The sequence below is a fragment of the Enterobacter cloacae complex sp. I3 genome (genome assembly GCF_014896175.1).
Lineage (GTDB): Bacteria > Pseudomonadota > Gammaproteobacteria > Enterobacterales > Enterobacteriaceae > Enterobacter > Enterobacter bugandensis.
Genome location: NZ_JADBQZ010000012.1, coordinates 104,775 through 119,943, shown reverse-complemented (window position 1 = coordinate 119,943; position 15,169 = coordinate 104,775). Strand labels below are relative to the sequence as shown.

13 protein-coding genes are annotated in these 15,169 nt (G+C 56.8%); 12 read left to right on the top strand and 1 reads right to left on the bottom strand.

Annotated elements, in window-relative coordinates:
* The first annotated feature begins 13 nt into the window (after positions 1–13).
* The 12 genes from amiB to rlmB all read left to right on the top strand — a co-directional run bounded on the left by amiB (position 14) and on the right by rlmB (position 13,794).
* On the top strand, positions 14–1,348 hold the full coding sequence (gene amiB / locus IM271_RS11455) for an N-acetylmuramoyl-L-alanine amidase AmiB (protein ID WP_028015251.1): 1,335 nt from the start codon (positions 14–16) through the stop codon (positions 1,346–1,348).
* A gap of 9 nt (positions 1,349–1,357) precedes the next feature.
* Positions 1,358–3,202 carry a DNA mismatch repair endonuclease MutL gene (mutL, locus tag IM271_RS11450; RefSeq protein WP_063437223.1) on the top strand — a complete coding sequence of 615 codons (1,845 nt, stop codon included), beginning with the start codon at positions 1,358–1,360 and terminating at the stop codon, positions 3,200–3,202.
* Positions 3,195–4,145, top strand: coding sequence for a tRNA (adenosine(37)-N6)-dimethylallyltransferase MiaA (gene miaA, locus IM271_RS11445; RefSeq protein WP_028015253.1), 951 nt, complete (start codon positions 3,195–3,197; stop codon positions 4,143–4,145). The genes mutL and miaA overlap by 8 nt, the downstream gene beginning before the upstream one ends.
* Positions 4,146–4,230: 85 nt before the next feature.
* The gene (gene hfq, locus IM271_RS11440) at positions 4,231–4,542 is read left to right on the top strand and encodes an RNA chaperone Hfq (RefSeq protein WP_013095287.1); all 312 of its coding nucleotides are present in this window, start codon (positions 4,231–4,233) and stop codon (positions 4,540–4,542) included.
* 73 nt (positions 4,543–4,615) lie between these two features.
* Positions 4,616–5,896: a ribosome rescue GTPase HflX gene (gene hflX, locus IM271_RS11435; RefSeq protein ID WP_023331851.1), complete on the top strand. Its 1,281-nt coding sequence runs from the start codon at positions 4,616–4,618 to the stop codon at positions 5,894–5,896.
* A 56-nt stretch (positions 5,897–5,952) separates the two neighbouring features.
* Positions 5,953–7,212, top strand: a complete 1,260-nt coding sequence (gene hflK / locus IM271_RS11430) for an FtsH protease activity modulator HflK (RefSeq protein ID WP_028015254.1) — start codon at positions 5,953–5,955, stop codon at positions 7,210–7,212.
* A gap of 2 nt (positions 7,213–7,214) precedes the next feature.
* Positions 7,215–8,219: a protease modulator HflC gene (hflC, locus tag IM271_RS11425; protein ID WP_028015255.1), complete on the top strand. Its 1,005-nt coding sequence runs from the start codon at positions 7,215–7,217 to the stop codon at positions 8,217–8,219.
* A gap of 71 nt (positions 8,220–8,290) precedes the next feature.
* Positions 8,291–8,488: a DUF2065 domain-containing protein gene (locus tag IM271_RS11420; protein ID WP_047364109.1), complete on the top strand. Its 198-nt coding sequence runs from the start codon at positions 8,291–8,293 to the stop codon at positions 8,486–8,488.
* 103 nt (positions 8,489–8,591) lie between these two features.
* The gene (locus tag IM271_RS11415) at positions 8,592–9,890 is read left to right on the top strand and encodes an adenylosuccinate synthase (protein ID WP_006178975.1); all 1,299 of its coding nucleotides are present in this window, start codon (positions 8,592–8,594) and stop codon (positions 9,888–9,890) included.
* Between the two features lie 192 nt (positions 9,891–10,082).
* The gene (gene nsrR / locus IM271_RS11410; RefSeq protein WP_028015256.1) at positions 10,083–10,508 is read left to right on the top strand and encodes a nitric oxide-sensing transcriptional repressor NsrR; all 426 of its coding nucleotides are present in this window, start codon (positions 10,083–10,085) and stop codon (positions 10,506–10,508) included.
* A gap of 38 nt (positions 10,509–10,546) precedes the next feature.
* Positions 10,547–12,988: a ribonuclease R gene (gene rnr / locus IM271_RS11405; RefSeq protein ID WP_028015257.1), complete on the top strand. Its 2,442-nt coding sequence runs from the start codon at positions 10,547–10,549 to the stop codon at positions 12,986–12,988.
* A gap of 71 nt (positions 12,989–13,059) precedes the next feature.
* Positions 13,060–13,794: a 23S rRNA (guanosine(2251)-2'-O)-methyltransferase RlmB gene (gene rlmB, locus IM271_RS11400; protein WP_028015258.1), complete on the top strand. Its 735-nt coding sequence runs from the start codon at positions 13,060–13,062 to the stop codon at positions 13,792–13,794.
* A gap of 90 nt (positions 13,795–13,884) precedes the next feature.
* Here rlmB and IM271_RS11395 read toward each other — a convergent pair whose 3' ends face one another.
* Positions 13,885–15,159: an MFS transporter gene (locus IM271_RS11395; RefSeq protein WP_193052619.1), complete on the bottom strand. Its 1,275-nt coding sequence runs from the start codon at positions 15,157–15,159 to the stop codon at positions 13,885–13,887.
* Positions 15,160–15,169 lie beyond the last annotated feature (10 nt).

Here is a 15,169-nt window from a genome sequence, read left to right as displayed (position 1 = left end):
TAGGGATGACGGGATGATTAGTCGCGTTAAAGGTTGGGTGTTGGCTGCGACGGTGCTGCTGTGCGCGCAGGCCGGGGCGGCAAGCCTTTCGGATATTCAGGTGTCAAACGGCGAAAGCCAGGCCCGGATTACGTTCAGCTTTATGGGCGACCCTGAATACGCGTTTTCACAGCCAGACAGCCACAGCGTGGCGCTGGATATCAAACAGACAGGCGTGATCCAGGGGCTACCGCTGCGGTTCAGCGGTAACAACCTGGTGAAAAGTATCCGCTCGGGTACCCCTCAGGACAGCCAGTCGCTGCGCCTGGTGGTCGACCTGACCGAAAAGGGCAAAACGAAGGCGGTGAAGCAGCAAAACGGGGCGAACTATACGGTGGTCTTCACCATCAATGCCGATGTTCCGCCGCCTCCGCCGCCACCGGTTGTCGCGAAACGCGTGGAAGAGCCGGTGTATACGCCTCGCCCATCGGAACCTGCGCGTAATCCGTTTAAATCGCAGAACGATCGCATCACCGCGGCAACCAGCAGTAACACGGTAACGCGTCCGGCGGTCAGCGCACGGCGTACGGTCAGCGGTGACAAAGTGATTATCGCCATTGATGCCGGGCACGGTGGACAGGATCCTGGAGCGATTGGCCCGGGCGGCACGCGAGAGAAAAATGTCACTATTGCGGTGGCCCGCAAGCTGCGGACGCTGTTAAACGATGATCCGATGTTTAAAGGCGTACTAACCCGCGACGGCGACTATTTTATCTCTGTGATGGGCCGCTCAGACGTGGCGCGTAAGCAAAACGCCAATTTCCTGGTCTCCATTCACGCGGATGCCGCGCCGAACCGAAACGCGACGGGTGCCTCGGTATGGGTCCTGTCGAACCGCCGGGCAAACAGCGAAATGGCCAACTGGCTGGAAGAGCATGAGAAACAGTCTGAACTGTTAGGCGGCGCGGGTGATGTGCTGGCAAACAGCCAGTCTGACCCATACCTCAGCCAGGCGGTGCTGGATTTACAGTTCGGTCATTCTCAGCGCGTCGGGTATGATGTCGCCACTAACGTATTGAACCAGTTGCAGGGCATCGGGGCATTGCATAAGCGCCGCCCTGAACATGCGAGCCTGGGCGTTCTGCGCTCGCCGGATATTCCGTCAATTCTGGTAGAGACGGGCTTTATCAGCAATAACAGTGAAGAGCGCCTGCTGGGCAGCGACAGCTATCAGCAGCAAATTGCCGAAGCGATTTATAACGGTTTACGTAAATATTTTGAGGCGCATCCTCTGCAGTCCGCGCCACAGGGCGGAGCAGCCCAGACGGCCAGCGCCGCGCAGCCGGGTGGGTTGACCGCCACAAATTAAGGAGAATTCATGCCGATTCAGGTTCTGCCGCCGCAGCTCGCGAACCAAATCGCCGCCGGTGAGGTGGTGGAACGCCCTGCGTCGGTGGTGAAGGAGCTGGTTGAAAATAGCCTCGATGCGGGCGCCACCCGCATTGATATTGATATCGAACGCGGCGGCGCAAAGCTTATCCGCATTCGCGACAACGGCTGCGGCATCAAAAAAGAGGAGCTGGCGCTGGCGCTGGCGCGTCATGCCACCAGTAAAATTGCCTCTCTGGATGACCTGGAAGCGATTATCAGCCTCGGTTTTCGCGGCGAAGCGCTGGCCAGTATCAGCTCGGTTTCTCGTTTAACGCTGACCTCCCGCACCGCTGAACAGCAGGAAGCCTGGCAGGCCTACGCTGAAGGGCGGGATATGGACGTCACGGTCAAACCCGCGGCGCACCCTGTCGGTACTACGCTGGAAGTTCTGGACCTGTTCTACAATACTCCCGCCCGCCGCAAGTTTATGCGTACCGAAAAAACCGAGTTCGGTCATATCGACGAGATCATCCGCCGAATTGCGCTCGCCCGTTTCGACGTCACCATCAACCTCAGCCATAACGGCAAGGTGATGCGCCAGTACCGCGCGGTGGCTGAAGGTGGTCAGAAAGAGCGACGGTTAGGCGCTATCTGCGGGACGCCGTTCCTGGAGCAGGCGTTGGCTATCGAGTGGCAGCACGGCGATCTGGCTTTACGCGGCTGGGTGGCCGATCCGAACGCCAGTAGCGCGGCGTATTCTGAAATTCAGTATTGCTACGTGAACGGCCGCATGATGCGCGACCGCCTCATTAACCACGCCATTCGCCAGGCCTGCGAAGACAAGCTCGGGGCCGATCAGCAACCGGCCTTTGTGCTTTATCTGGAGATCGACCCGCATCAGGTGGATGTCAACGTCCATCCTGCCAAGCATGAAGTGCGTTTCCATCAGTCGCGTCTGGTGCATGATTTTATCTACCAGGGCGTGCTGAGCGTGCTGCAACAGCAGCTTGAACCCACGCTGCCGCTGGAAAAAGAAGACTCCGCACCGCGCCCCATTCCGGAAAACCGTGTCGCGGCAGGCCGCAACCATTTTGCGGAGCCTGCCGTCGCGCGTGAACCAGACGCCCCGCGTTTCTCCTCTGCAGGAGCCGCGCCGCGTCCGACGGGCGTGAACTACCCGAACGCTCAGCCCGGCTATCAGAAGCAGCAGGGGGCGCTGTACCGTAAACTGCTGGAAACGCCCGCAGTCGAGCGCAAAGAGCACGTTTCGGTGGCGACACCTTCACTTGAAGGCCATAGCCAGAGTTTTGGCCGGGTGTTGACGATTATCGCACCGGATATGGCCCTGCTTGAGCGCGACGGCAAATTGCTGCTTCTGGCGCTGCCGGTTGCCGAACGCTGGCTCAAGCAGGCGCAACTGACGCCGGGGGAAAATGCGGCCTGTGCGCAGCCGTTATTGATCCCGGTTCGCCTGAAAATATCCGCTGAAGAAACAAGGGTATTGCAGCGTGCAGAGGCCCAGTTGGCGCAAATGGGCATTGAAATTGTGCTCGAACCACAACATGTGACAATTCGCGCAGTGCCTTTACCCTTACGCCAACAAAATTTACAAAACTTGATTCCTGAACTGATAGGCTACCTGGCGCAGCAAACATCTTTGGAGGCTGCCAACACCGCGCAGTGGATCGCCCGCCATCTGGCCAGCGAACATTCACCGTGGAGTATGGCGCAGGCGATTACCGTGCTGGCGGAGGTGGAACGCCTCTGCCCACAGCTGGTGAAAGCGCCGCCGGGTGGGTTATTACAACCTGTTGATTTAAAAACGGCGATGACCGCCCTGAAACATGACTGACGTAAGCAAGGCGAGCCTGCCAAAGGCAATTTTTTTAATGGGCCCAACGGCCTCTGGCAAAACAGCGTTAGCCATTGAGTTACGTAAAGTTTTGCCTGTAGAGTTGATTAGCGTTGATTCCGCCCTCATCTATCGAGGGATGGACATCGGCACGGCGAAGCCCGGCGCAGACGAACTGCGTGCGGCACCGCACCGTTTGCTGGATATTCTCGACCCGGCAGAGGCTTACTCCGCAGCGGATTTCCGCCGGGACGCCCTGGCTGAGATGGCCGAGATAACGGCGGCGGGGCGTATACCGCTGTTGGTTGGCGGAACCATGCTCTACTTCAAGGCGCTGCTCGAAGGTTTGTCACCCTTACCTTCTGCAGATCCTGAAATCAGAGCAAAGATTGAGCAGCAGGCGGCAGAGCAGGGGTGGGACGCATTGCATAAGCAACTGGCAGAGATTGACCCGGTTGCGGCGGCGCGAATCCATCCAAACGATCCGCAAAGGCTTTCCCGGGCACTGGAAGTTTTTTTCATTTCGGGTAAAACTTTAACGGAACTGACGCAAACGTCAGGAGACGCTCTGCCCTATCAGGTGCATCAGTTCGCCATCGCCCCGGCGAGCCGTGAACTGCTCCATCAACGAATTGAGCAGCGTTTTCATCAGATGTTGGCTTCAGATTTTGAAGCAGAAGTGCGGGCGCTATTTGCCCGTGGAGATTTGCATACGGATATGCCTTCCGTTCGTTGTGTGGGATACCGCCAGATGTGGTCGTATCTTGAAGGTGAGATTTCATACGATGAAATGGTTTATCGAGGTGTTTGCGCCACGAGACAGTTAGCGAAGCGCCAGATCACCTGGTTGCGCGGTTGGGAGGGGGTTCACTGGTTAGACAGTGAAAAACCGCAACAGGCGTTAAACGATGTGATTGAGGTTGTTGGTGATATCGCCCACTGAATGTGTACAATTGAGACGTATCGTGCGCAATTTTTCAGAATCGCAAGGTTCTAAGTACAAAACAAGCATATAAGGAAAAGATAGAATGGCTAAGGGGCAATCTTTACAAGATCCGTTCCTGAACGCATTGCGTCGGGAACGTGTTCCAGTTTCTATTTATTTGGTGAATGGTATTAAGCTGCAAGGTCAGATTGAGTCTTTCGATCAGTTCGTGATCCTGTTGAAAAACACGGTCAGCCAGATGGTCTACAAGCATGCTATCTCTACTGTTGTTCCGTCCCGTCCGGTCTCTCATCACAGCAATAACGCTGGCGGCGGCACAGGCAGTAACTACCATCATGGCAGCAACGCGCAGGGTTCTTCTGCTCCTGCGCAGGACAGCGACGAGACCGAATAAGGTTTTAGCTGTTATCCACACGGGGAGCCAGGGATCCTGCGTTCCCCGCTGATCTTTTTAGAGAGGTTTACGCTTGTTTGACCGTTATGATGCCGGTGAGCAGGCGGTGCTGGTACACATCTATTTTTCGCAAGACAAAGATATGGAAGACCTCCAGGAGTTTGAATCTCTGGTCTCTTCCGCCGGTGTCGAAGCAATGCAGGTGATTACCGGTAGCCGTAAAGCGCCGCACCCAAAGTATTTTGTTGGTGAAGGTAAAGCAGTAGAAATTGCGGATGCCGTAAAAGCAACCGGCGCGTCAGTCGTGTTGTTTGATCATGCGCTGTCTCCAGCCCAGGAGCGCAACCTGGAAGCTCTCTGCGAATGCCGTGTTATCGATCGCACGGGATTGATTTTAGACATTTTTGCTCAGCGTGCCCGTACCCACGAGGGGAAACTGCAGGTTGAGCTGGCGCAGTTGCGCCATCTGGCGACGCGTCTGGTGCGTGGCTGGACCCACCTTGAAAGACAAAAAGGCGGGATTGGTTTGCGCGGTCCGGGTGAAACCCAGCTCGAAACCGACCGCCGTTTGCTGCGTGGCCGTATTACCCAGATCCTCTCACGTCTGGAACGTGTCGAGAAACAGCGTGAACAGGGGCGTCGGGCGCGAACCAAAGCCGACATCCCCACGGTGTCGCTGGTGGGCTATACCAACGCCGGTAAATCCACCCTGTTTAACCAGATAACCGAGGCCCAGGTGTATGCCGCAGACCAGCTGTTTGCGACCCTGGACCCGACGCTGCGCCGCATTGACGTTGCAGACGTGGGTGAAACAGTGCTGGCGGATACCGTAGGGTTTATCCGCCATCTGCCGCACGATCTGGTGGCGGCGTTTAAGGCGACGTTGCAGGAGACGCGTCAGGCGACCCTGCTGCTGCACGTGATTGATGCGGCTGACGTACGCGTGCAGGAGAACATCGACGCGGTGAACGTGGTGCTGGAAGAAATTGACGCCCACGAAATTCCCACCCTGTTGGTGATGAATAAGATCGATATGCTGGAGGATTTCGAACCGCGTATCGACCGTGATGAAGAGAACAAACCGATTCGGGTCTGGCTTTCTGCTCAGGCCGGAATCGGTGTGCCACTGCTTTTCCAGGCTTTGACAGAACGTCTTTCCGGTGAGGTAGCTCAGCACACGCTGCGACTGCCGCCACAGGAAGGCAGGCTGCGCAGCCGGTTTTATCAGCTTCAGGCGATAGAAAAAGAGTGGATGGAGGATGACGGCAGCGTGGGGATGCAGGTGCGTATGCCGATCGTTGACTGGCGTCGCCTCTGTAAACAAGAACCTGCGCTGGCGGACTATATCGTCTGATCAGAAAGGGGAAGCCTGAAAAATTCGCCCTTGCATAACAAATATGGAGCATATACATGGCGTGGAATCAGCCCGGTAATAACGGACAAGACCGCGACCCGTGGGGAAGCAGCAATAATCAAGGCGGCAACTCTGGGGGAAATGGCAACAAAGGTGGTCGCGAGCAGGGGCCGCCGGATCTGGATGATATCTTCCGCAAGCTGAGCAAAAAGCTTGGTGGCCTTGGCGGAGGAAAAGGTTCTGGCTCGGGTGGCAGTTCCAGCCAGGGACCGCGCCCGCAATTAGGTGGCCGCCTGGTGGGCATCGTTGCTGCCGGGCTGGTGATCGTCTGGGCAGCCAGCGGGTTCTACACCATTAAAGAAGCAGAACGCGGCGTGGTTACCCGTTTCGGTAAGTTCAGCCACCTGGTTGAGCCGGGCCTGAACTGGAAACCGACCTTCATTGACGACGTGACTGCGGTAAACGTGGAATCCGTCCGTGAACTGGCCGCTTCTGGCGTGATGCTGACCTCGGACGAAAACGTGGTGCGCGTTGAGATGAACGTGCAGTACCGCGTGACCGATCCTGAGCGTTATCTGTTTAGCGTGACCAGCGCCGATGACAGCCTGCGTCAGGCGACCGACAGCGCCCTGCGTGGTGTGATCGGCAAATACACCATGGACCGCATCCTGACCGAAGGTCGTACCGTTATTCGTAGCGATACCCAGCGCGAGCTGGAAGAGACGATTCGTCCGTACAACATGGGTATCACCCTGCTGGACGTCAACTTCCAGGCTGCACGTCCGCCGGAAGAGGTGAAGGCCGCGTTTGACGATGCGATTGCTGCCCGTGAAAACGAACAGCAGTACATCCGCGAAGCAGAAGCGTACACCAACGAAGTTCAGCCGCGCGCTAACGGTCAGGCGCAGCGTATTCTGGAAGAGGCGCGTGCGTATAAGACCCAGACCATCCTGGAAGCTCAGGGTGAAGTGGCTCGCTTCGCGCGCATCCTGCCGGAATACAAAGCCGCCCCGGAAATTACCCGCGAGCGTCTGTATATCGAGACTATGGAAAAAGTGCTGAGCCACACCCGCAAAGTGCTGGTTAACGACAGCAAAGGCGGAAACCTGATGGTTCTGCCGCTGGATCAGATGCTGAAAGGCGGTTCTGCACCGGCAGCGAAAGACACCAGCGGAGCGAACAACCTGCTGCGTCTGCCGCCAGCCTCATCAGGCAGCTCCAGCGCGAACACAACGCCTTCTTCGAACGATGGTGACATTATGGACCAACGCCGTGCTAACGCGCAGCGTAACGACTACCAGCGTCAGGGGGAATAAGGATGCGTAAGTCAGTTATTGCGATCATCGTCATCGTACTGGTCGTGCTGTATACCTCGATCTTTGTGGTGAAAGAGGGCGAGCGTGGGATCAAGTTCCAGTTCAGCAGCGTCGTGCGTGATGGCGACAAACGTCCGGTGATTTACGAGCCGGGCCTGCACTTCAAGGTGCCGTTCATTCAGTCTGTGAAAACGCTTGATGCTCGTATCCAGACCATGGATAACCAGGCTGACCGTTTCGTGACTAAAGAGAAGAAAGACCTGATCGTTGATTCTTACATCAAATGGCGCATCAGCGATTTCAGCCGCTACTTCCTGGCAACGGGCGGCGGTGACGTTTCTCAGGCAGAAGTGCTGCTGAAACGTAAGTTCTCTGACCGTCTGCGTTCTGAAATTGGTCGTCTTGATGTGAAAGACATCGTGACCGACTCCCGCGGTCGTCTGACCCTGGAAGTGCGCGATGCGCTGAACTCCGGTACAGCGGGCACCGAAGACGAAGTGGCAACGCCAGCAGCGGATGACGCGATTGCTAAAGCGGCCGAACGAGTTCAGGCTGAAACCAACGGTAAAGTGCCGGTGATCAACCCGAACAGTATGGCAGCGCTGGGTATCGAAGTGGTTGACGTGCGTATCAAGCAGATCAACCTGCCAGCGGAAGTGTCCGAGGCGATCTACAACCGTATGCGCGCCGAGCGTGAAGCGGTAGCCCGTCGTCACCGTTCACAGGGTCAGGAAGAGGCTGAAAAACTGCGTGCGGCAGCGGACTATGAAGTGACCAAGACGCTGGCGGAATCTGAACGTCAGGGCCGTATCCTGCGCGGTGAAGGCGATGCGGAAGCGGCGAAGCTGTTTGCCGATGCATTCAGCCAGGATCCAGACTTCTACGCCTTTATCCGTAGCCTGCGCGCTTACGAGAATAGCTTTAAGAGCAACCAGGACGTGATGGTGCTCAGCCCGGACAGCGATTTCTTCCGTTATATGAAGACGCCGACCAACGCAACGCGATAAACTCAGGCTCGTTTGAGTATTCAAACCACCGCTCCCAACGGAGCGGTGGTTTTCTTTTATAAGGATGAAAAATGAATTCAACGATCTGGCTCGCGCTGGCCCTGGTTCTGGTGCTGGAAGGTCTCGGCCCGATGCTCTATCCGCGCGCGTGGCGTCGTATGATCGCGACCATGAGCCAGCTACCGGATAATATTTTGCGTCGTTTCGGCGGCGGTCTTGTGGTTGCCGGTATCGTTATCTACTACATGTTGAGGAAAACGATTAGCTGATCAAAAACTAGCCGCAATTGGCGTATTTTAAGGTCAAAAAGTGCTGTATATCTGAAAAAGCGATGGTAGAATCCATTTTTAAGCAAACGGTGATTTTGAAAAAATGGGTAACAACGTCGTCGTACTGGGCACCCAATGGGGTGACGAAGGTAAAGGGAAGATTGTCGATCTTCTGACTGAACGGGCTAAATATGTTGTACGCTACCAGGGCGGTCACAACGCAGGCCATACTCTCGTAATCAACGGTGAAAAAACCGTCCTCCATCTTATTCCATCAGGCATTCTTCGCGAAAACGTCACCAGCATCATCGGTAACGGCGTTGTGCTGTCTCCTGCTGCGCTGATGAAAGAGATGAAAGGTCTGGAAGACCGTGGTATCCCTGTTCGTGAGCGTCTGCTGCTCTCCGAAGCCTGCCCGCTGATCCTGGACTATCACGTGGCGCTGGACGTGGCGCGTGAAAAAGCGCGTGGCGCGAAAGCGATCGGCACCACCGGTCGTGGTATCGGCCCGGCTTACGAAGATAAAGTTGCACGTCGCGGTCTGCGCGTGGGTGACCTCTTCGACAAAGCGACCTTCGCTGAAAAACTGAAAGAAGTGATGGAATATCACAACTTCCAGCTGGTGAACTTCTACAAAGCTGACGCTGTTGACTACCAGAAAGTGCTGGATGACGTCATGGCGATTGCAGACATTCTGACCGGTATGGTTGTTGATGTATCCGATCTGCTGGACCAGGCGCGCAAGCGTGGCGATTTCGTCATGTTCGAAGGTGCGCAGGGTACGCTGCTGGACATCGACCACGGTACCTATCCGTACGTCACCTCCTCGAACACCACTGCGGGTGGCGTAGCGACCGGCTCCGGCCTGGGTCCACGTTATGTGGATTACGTTCTGGGCATCATCAAAGCGTACTCTACTCGCGTAGGTGCGGGTCCATTCCCGACCGAACTGTTTGATGAAACCGGCGAGTTCCTGTGCAAGCAGGGTAACGAGTTTGGCGCGACCACCGGTCGTCGTCGTCGTACCGGCTGGCTGGATGCGGTTGCCGTGCGTCGCGCAGTGCAGATCAACTCCCTGTCTGGCTTCTGCCTGACCAAGTTGGACGTACTGGACGGCCTGAAAGAAGTGAAAATCTGCGTAGGCTACCGTATGCCAGATGGCCGCGAAGTGACCACCACTCCGCTGGCTGCTGACGACTGGGAAGGTATTGAGCCAATCTACGAAACCATGCCGGGCTGGTCTGAGACCACCTTCGGTGTGAAAGAGCGTAGCGGCCTGCCGCAGGCGGCGCTGGATTACATCAAGCGCATTGAAGAACTGACCGAAGTGCCGATCGATATTATTTCTACCGGCCCGGATCGTACTGAAACGATGATCCTGCGCGACCCGTTCGACGCATAATCTTCGTGACTGCTGGCCTGCGGGGAGACCCGTAGGCCGGATAAGCGTAGCGCCAACCGGCGACCGCTCCTGGATCTCCGCTTTTTCGCCCCGTCTGTCAAATAAATTAGCCGCTAACTATCTGGCTGGTTTATCATCATTAATGAATATCTCTGCGGTTTGACCGCGTTTTCCCTTTTTCCTGAGGTTGATGTGCAGTTAACAAGTTTCACCGATTACGGCTTACGCGCGCTGATTTACATGGCGTCGTTACCCGAAGGGAAGATGACCAGTATCTCTGAAGTCACAGAGGTATACGGTGTATCCCGTAATCATATGGTCAAAATAATCAATCAACTTAGCCGTGCCGGATACGTTGCTGCCGTCCGCGGGAAGAATGGAGGGATCCGTCTTGGTAAACCGGCACAGAGTATTCGTATCGGGGATGTGGTACGCGAGCTGGAGCCCTTGTCTCTGGTGAACTGCAGCAGCGCGTTCTGCCACATTACGCCCGCTTGCCGCCTGAAACAGGCGCTTTCTAAGGCCGTGCAAAGTTTTCTCAAGGAACTGGATAACTACACGCTGGCCGATTTGGTTGAAGAGAATCAACCGCTTTATAAATTATTGCTGGTGGAATGAAGAAAATTTCCACCGGAGCTGACAACGGAGGAACCGACATGTCACAAGATCCTTTCCAGGAACGCGAAGCCGAAAAATACGCGAATCCTATCCCCAGCCGCGAGTTCATCATTGAACACTTAACAAAACGCGAAAAACCCGCCAATCGTGAAGAACTTGCCGTTGAATTAAATATTGAAGGTGAAGAGCAAATTGAAGCCCTTCGCCGCCGCCTGCGCGCGATGGAGCGTGACGGGCAACTGGTCTTTACCCGCCGCCAGTGCTACGCGCTGCCGGAACGCCTCGATCTGCTGAAAGGGACCGTCATTGGTCACCGCGATGGCTTTGGCTTCCTGCGCGTGGAAGGCCGTAAGGACGACCTTTACCTCTCATCCGAACAGATGAAAATGTGCATTCACGGCGACCAGATCCTGGCGCAGCCGCTGGGTGCAGACCGTAAAGGCCGCCGCGAAGCGCGCGTGGTTCGCGTGCTGGTGCCAAAAACCAGCCAGATTGTGGGCCGCTACTTTACCGATGCGGGCGTAGGCTTCGTGGTGCCGGACGACAGCCGTCTGAGCTTCGATATTCTGATCCCACCTGAAGAGGTGATGGGCGCGCGTATGGGCTTTGTGGTGGTGGTTGAACTCACCCAGCGTCCGACCCGTCGCACCAAAGCGGTCGGTAAAATCGTCGAAGTGCTGGGCGATAACATGGGCACCGGCATGGCCGTCGATATGGCGCTGCGTACCCATGAAATTCCGTACGTCTGGCCGAAAGCGGTCGAAGAGCAGATCGAAAACCTGCGCGAAGAAGTACCGGAAGAGTCCAAAGCGGGCCGTGTGGATCTCCGCAGTCTGCCGCTGGTCACGATCGACGGTGAAGACGCTCGCGACTTCGATGACGCGGTCTACTGCGAGAAAAAACGCGGCGGCGGCTGGCGTCTGTGGGTGGCCATTGCTGACGTAAGCTACTACGTTCGTCCGCACACGCCGCTGGATAACGAAGCGCGCAGCCGTGGTACGTCGGTCTACTTCCCGTCGCAGGTTGTACCGATGCTGCCGGAAGTGCTCTCCAATGGCCTGTGCTCCCTGAACCCGCAGGTTGACCGTCTCTGTATGGTATGTGAGATGACCATCTCCACCAAAGGGCGCTTAACGGGCTACAAATTCTACGAAGCGGTAATGAGCTCGCACGCGCGTCTGACCTATACCAAGGTCTGGCATATGCTGCAGGGCGACCAGGACCTTCGCGAGCAGTACGCGCCGCTGGTTAAACACATTGAAGAGCTGCATAACCTCTACAAAACGCTGGAGCAGGCGCGCGAAGAGCGCGGCGGTATCTCCTTTGAGAGCGAAGAAGCGAAGTTTATCTTCAACGCCGAGCGCCGCATTGAGCGTATCGAACAGACCCAGCGTAACGATGCGCACAAGCTGATCGAGGAGTGTATGATTCTGGCGAATATCTCGGCGGCACGCTTCGTTGAGAAAGCCAAAGAGCCTGCGCTGTTCCGTATTCACGATAAGCCGACCACGGAAGCCATTACGTCGTTCCGCTCCGTGCTGGCTGAGCTCGGCCTGGAGCTGCCTGGCGGTAATAAGCCTGAGCCACGCGATTACGCTGAATTGCTGGAATCCATTAGCGACCGTCCTGACGCAGAAATGCTGCAGACGATGCTGCTGCGTTCCATGAAGCAGGCGATTTACGATCCGGAAAACCGGGGGCACTTCGGCCTGGCGCTGCAGTCTTACGCGCACTTTACCTCGCCGATCCGTCGCTATCCGGATCTGTCACTGCACCGTGCGATCAAGTATCTGCTGGCGCACGAGCAGGGCCATAAAGGGAACACCACCGAAACCGGCGGCTATCACTACTCCATGGACGAAGTGCTGCAACTGGGTCAGCACTGTTCCATGACCGAGCGCCGTGCGGATGAAGCGACGCGCGACGTGGCGGACTGGCTGAAGTGTGACTTTATGCTGGATCAGGTGGGCAACGTCTTTAAGGGCGTGATTGCCAGCGTGACCGGCTTTGGTTTCTTCGTTCGTCTGGATGAGCTGTTTATCGACGGTCTGGTGCACGTCTCCAGCCTGGATAACGACTACTACCGCTTCGACCAGGTCGGCCAGCGTCTGATTGGCGAATCAGGCGGCCAGACCTACCGTCTGGGCGATCGCGTGGAAGTGAAGGTCGAAGCCGTGAATATGGACGACCGTAAAATCGACTTCAGCCTGATCTCCAGCGAGCGCGCGCCGCGTAACGTCGGTAAAACCGAGCGTGAAAGGGCGAAAAAAGGCGGAAACGGCAAAGCGAGCGGTAAACGTCGCCAGGCGGGCAAAAAGGTAAACTTCGAGCCGGACAGCGCGTTCCGCGGCGAGAAGAAACAGAAGCCAAAGGCGGCGAAGAAAGAGGCTCGCTCAGCGAAAAAGCCTTCCGCGAAGACGCAGAAAATCGCTGCCGCGACAAAAGCGAAGCGCGCAGCCAAGAAAAAGCAGGCGGAATAATTCTCCCCTCACCCTCACCCTGACCCTCTCCCCAACCGGGAGAGGGGAAATATTTATTACGAGAACCATCAATGAGTGAAATGATTTACGGCATCCACGCGGTGCAGGCCCTTCTCGAGCGCGCACCGGAGCGTTTTCAGGAAGTGTTTATTCTGAAAGGGCGTGAAGACAAACGTCTGATGCCGCTGATCCACGCGCTGGAAGCGCAGGGCGTGGTGATCCAGCTGGCGAACCGCCAGTTCCTGGATGAGAAAAGCGAAGGCGCGGTGCACCAGGGGATCATTGCCCGCGTGAAGCCGGGCCGTCAGTATCAGGAAAACGATCTGCCGGATCTGATTGCTGAGCTGGAGAATCCGTTCTTCCTGATCCTCGATGGCGTCACCGACCCACATAACCTCGGCGCGTGCTTGCGCAGCGCGGATGCGGCGGGCGTGCACGCGGTGATCGTACCGAAAGATCGCTCTGCCCAACTTAACGCGACGGCGAAGAAAGTGGCCTGCGGCGCGGCGGAAAACGTTCCGCTGATCCGCGTGACCAACCTGGCGCGCACCATGCGTCTGCTGCAGGAAGAGAATATCTGGATCGTCGGTACCGCGGGCGAAGCGGATCATACTCTGTATCAGAGCAAAATGACCGGCCGTCTGGCGCTGGTGATGGGGGCGGAAGGTGAAGGCATGCGTCGTCTGACGCGCGAGCACTGCGACGAGCTGATCAGCATCCCGATGGCGGGCAGCGTGTCGTCTCTGAACGTTTCCGTTGCAACGGGTATCTGCCTGTTTGAAGCGGTGCGTCAGCGCGGAGAATAAACAGCAAGGCCGTCCAAAGGACGGCCTTTAGTGTTTTCTCCCTCTCCCCGTAGGAGAGGGCCGGGGTGAGGGCACCAGACGGTGACAACCTCACTCCTCTAACGACCGTAAATGGTCATCCTTCCTGAGCGTCATCAGCGCGAAAATACTCACCACCGCCGTTGCCATCACGTAATAGGCCGGAATGTCCAGGTTACCCGTCTGCTTAATCAGCCCGGTAATGATTAACCCCGCACAGCCCGAAAAAATCGCGTTCGATAACGAATAGGCCAGCCCCAGTCCCGTATAGCGCACGCGCGTCGGGAACATCTCAGACAGCATCGCCGGGCCCGGCCCCGCCAGCATGCCCACCAGACCGCCCGCAATCAGCACCACAATCGCTTTGACCGCCATCGTACTGGACTCCGCCTGCAAAATTTTCAGCAGCGGCAGTGCAAGGATAAGCAGGAGCACGGTGGCGATAATCATCACCGTTCGCCGCCCGATCCTGTCGCTCAGCATTCCCGACGGAATGATGGTGAGCGCAAACCCAATGTTAGAAATCACCGCTATCAGCAGCGCCTGATTAAACCCGGTGTGCAGCGCAGACTGCAGATAGGCCGGCATGATCACGAGGTAGGTATACCCCGCCGCGGACCAGACCATCACGCGGCCAATGCCCATCAGGATGGTTTTGAGCGTGGCGGAAGTACTGGCCTGAGCAATGACCGCTTTTTCCTTCTGCTGCACAAAGCTCGGCGTCTCTTCCATGCTCACCCGCAGCCATAGCGCGACCGCGCCCATCGGCAGGGCAAGGAAGAAAGGAATGCGCCAGCCCCAGTCGTGCAGGGCTTCAGGCGTGAGGAGGGCAGAGAGCAGCGCGACAATACCTGCGCCCGCTAACAGCCCGAGCGCCACGGTAAAGGACTGCCACGCGCCGTACAGACCGCGCTTGCCGCGCGGGGCGAACTCCGTCATCAGTGAGACCGCACCGCCGTACTCGCCGCCCGCGAACAGGCCCTGCAGGATGCGCAGCAGCGTAACGATCAGCGGTGCAGCAATGCCGATGCTGGCGTAGACGGGCACGATGCCGATGGCCGTGGTGGCGAGCGTCATTAGCACCAGCACAATAATCAGCGTCGGTTTTCGGCCTATCCTGTCACCAATGCGGCCAAATACCACCGCACCCAGCGGACGGAAGAAGAAGGCAATGGCAAACGAGGCCCAGGTGAGGATCAGACTGGTCAGTCCCGCCTCTCCCTCAAGCTGGAAGAAGTTCTTCGCAATCACGGTCGCCAGAAAACCGTAGACCGCAAACTCATACCACTCGATAAAGTTACCAATGGAGCCTGCAATTAATGCTCGCTTGTGCGCATCCTGTTGCATAACGATCCTC

What these genes read in the sequence shown, in the direction of transcription:
- hflC (WP_028015255.1), top strand. Translation starts at nt 7,215, where the DNA reads ATGCGTAAGTCAGTTATTGCGATCATCGTCATCGTACTGGTCGTGCTG.
- IM271_RS11415 (WP_006178975.1), top strand. Translation starts at nt 8,592, where the DNA reads ATGGGTAACAACGTCGTCGTACTGGGCACCCAATGGGGTGACGAAGGT.
- hfq (WP_013095287.1), top strand. Translation starts at nt 4,231, where the DNA reads ATGGCTAAGGGGCAATCTTTACAAGATCCGTTCCTGAACGCATTGCGT.
- rlmB (WP_028015258.1), top strand. Translation starts at nt 13,060, where the DNA reads ATGAGTGAAATGATTTACGGCATCCACGCGGTGCAGGCCCTTCTCGAG.
- IM271_RS11395 (WP_193052619.1), bottom strand. Translation starts at nt 15,159, where the DNA reads ATGCAACAGGATGCGCACAAGCGAGCATTAATTGCAGGCTCCATTGGT.
- IM271_RS11420 (WP_047364109.1), top strand. Translation starts at nt 8,291, where the DNA reads ATGAATTCAACGATCTGGCTCGCGCTGGCCCTGGTTCTGGTGCTGGAA.
- hflK (WP_028015254.1), top strand. Translation starts at nt 5,953, where the DNA reads ATGGCGTGGAATCAGCCCGGTAATAACGGACAAGACCGCGACCCGTGG.
- miaA (WP_028015253.1), top strand. Translation starts at nt 3,195, where the DNA reads ATGACTGACGTAAGCAAGGCGAGCCTGCCAAAGGCAATTTTTTTAATG.
- amiB (WP_028015251.1), top strand. Translation starts at nt 14, where the DNA reads ATGATTAGTCGCGTTAAAGGTTGGGTGTTGGCTGCGACGGTGCTGCTG.
- rnr (WP_028015257.1), top strand. Translation starts at nt 10,547, where the DNA reads ATGTCACAAGATCCTTTCCAGGAACGCGAAGCCGAAAAATACGCGAAT.
- mutL (WP_063437223.1), top strand. Translation starts at nt 1,358, where the DNA reads ATGCCGATTCAGGTTCTGCCGCCGCAGCTCGCGAACCAAATCGCCGCC.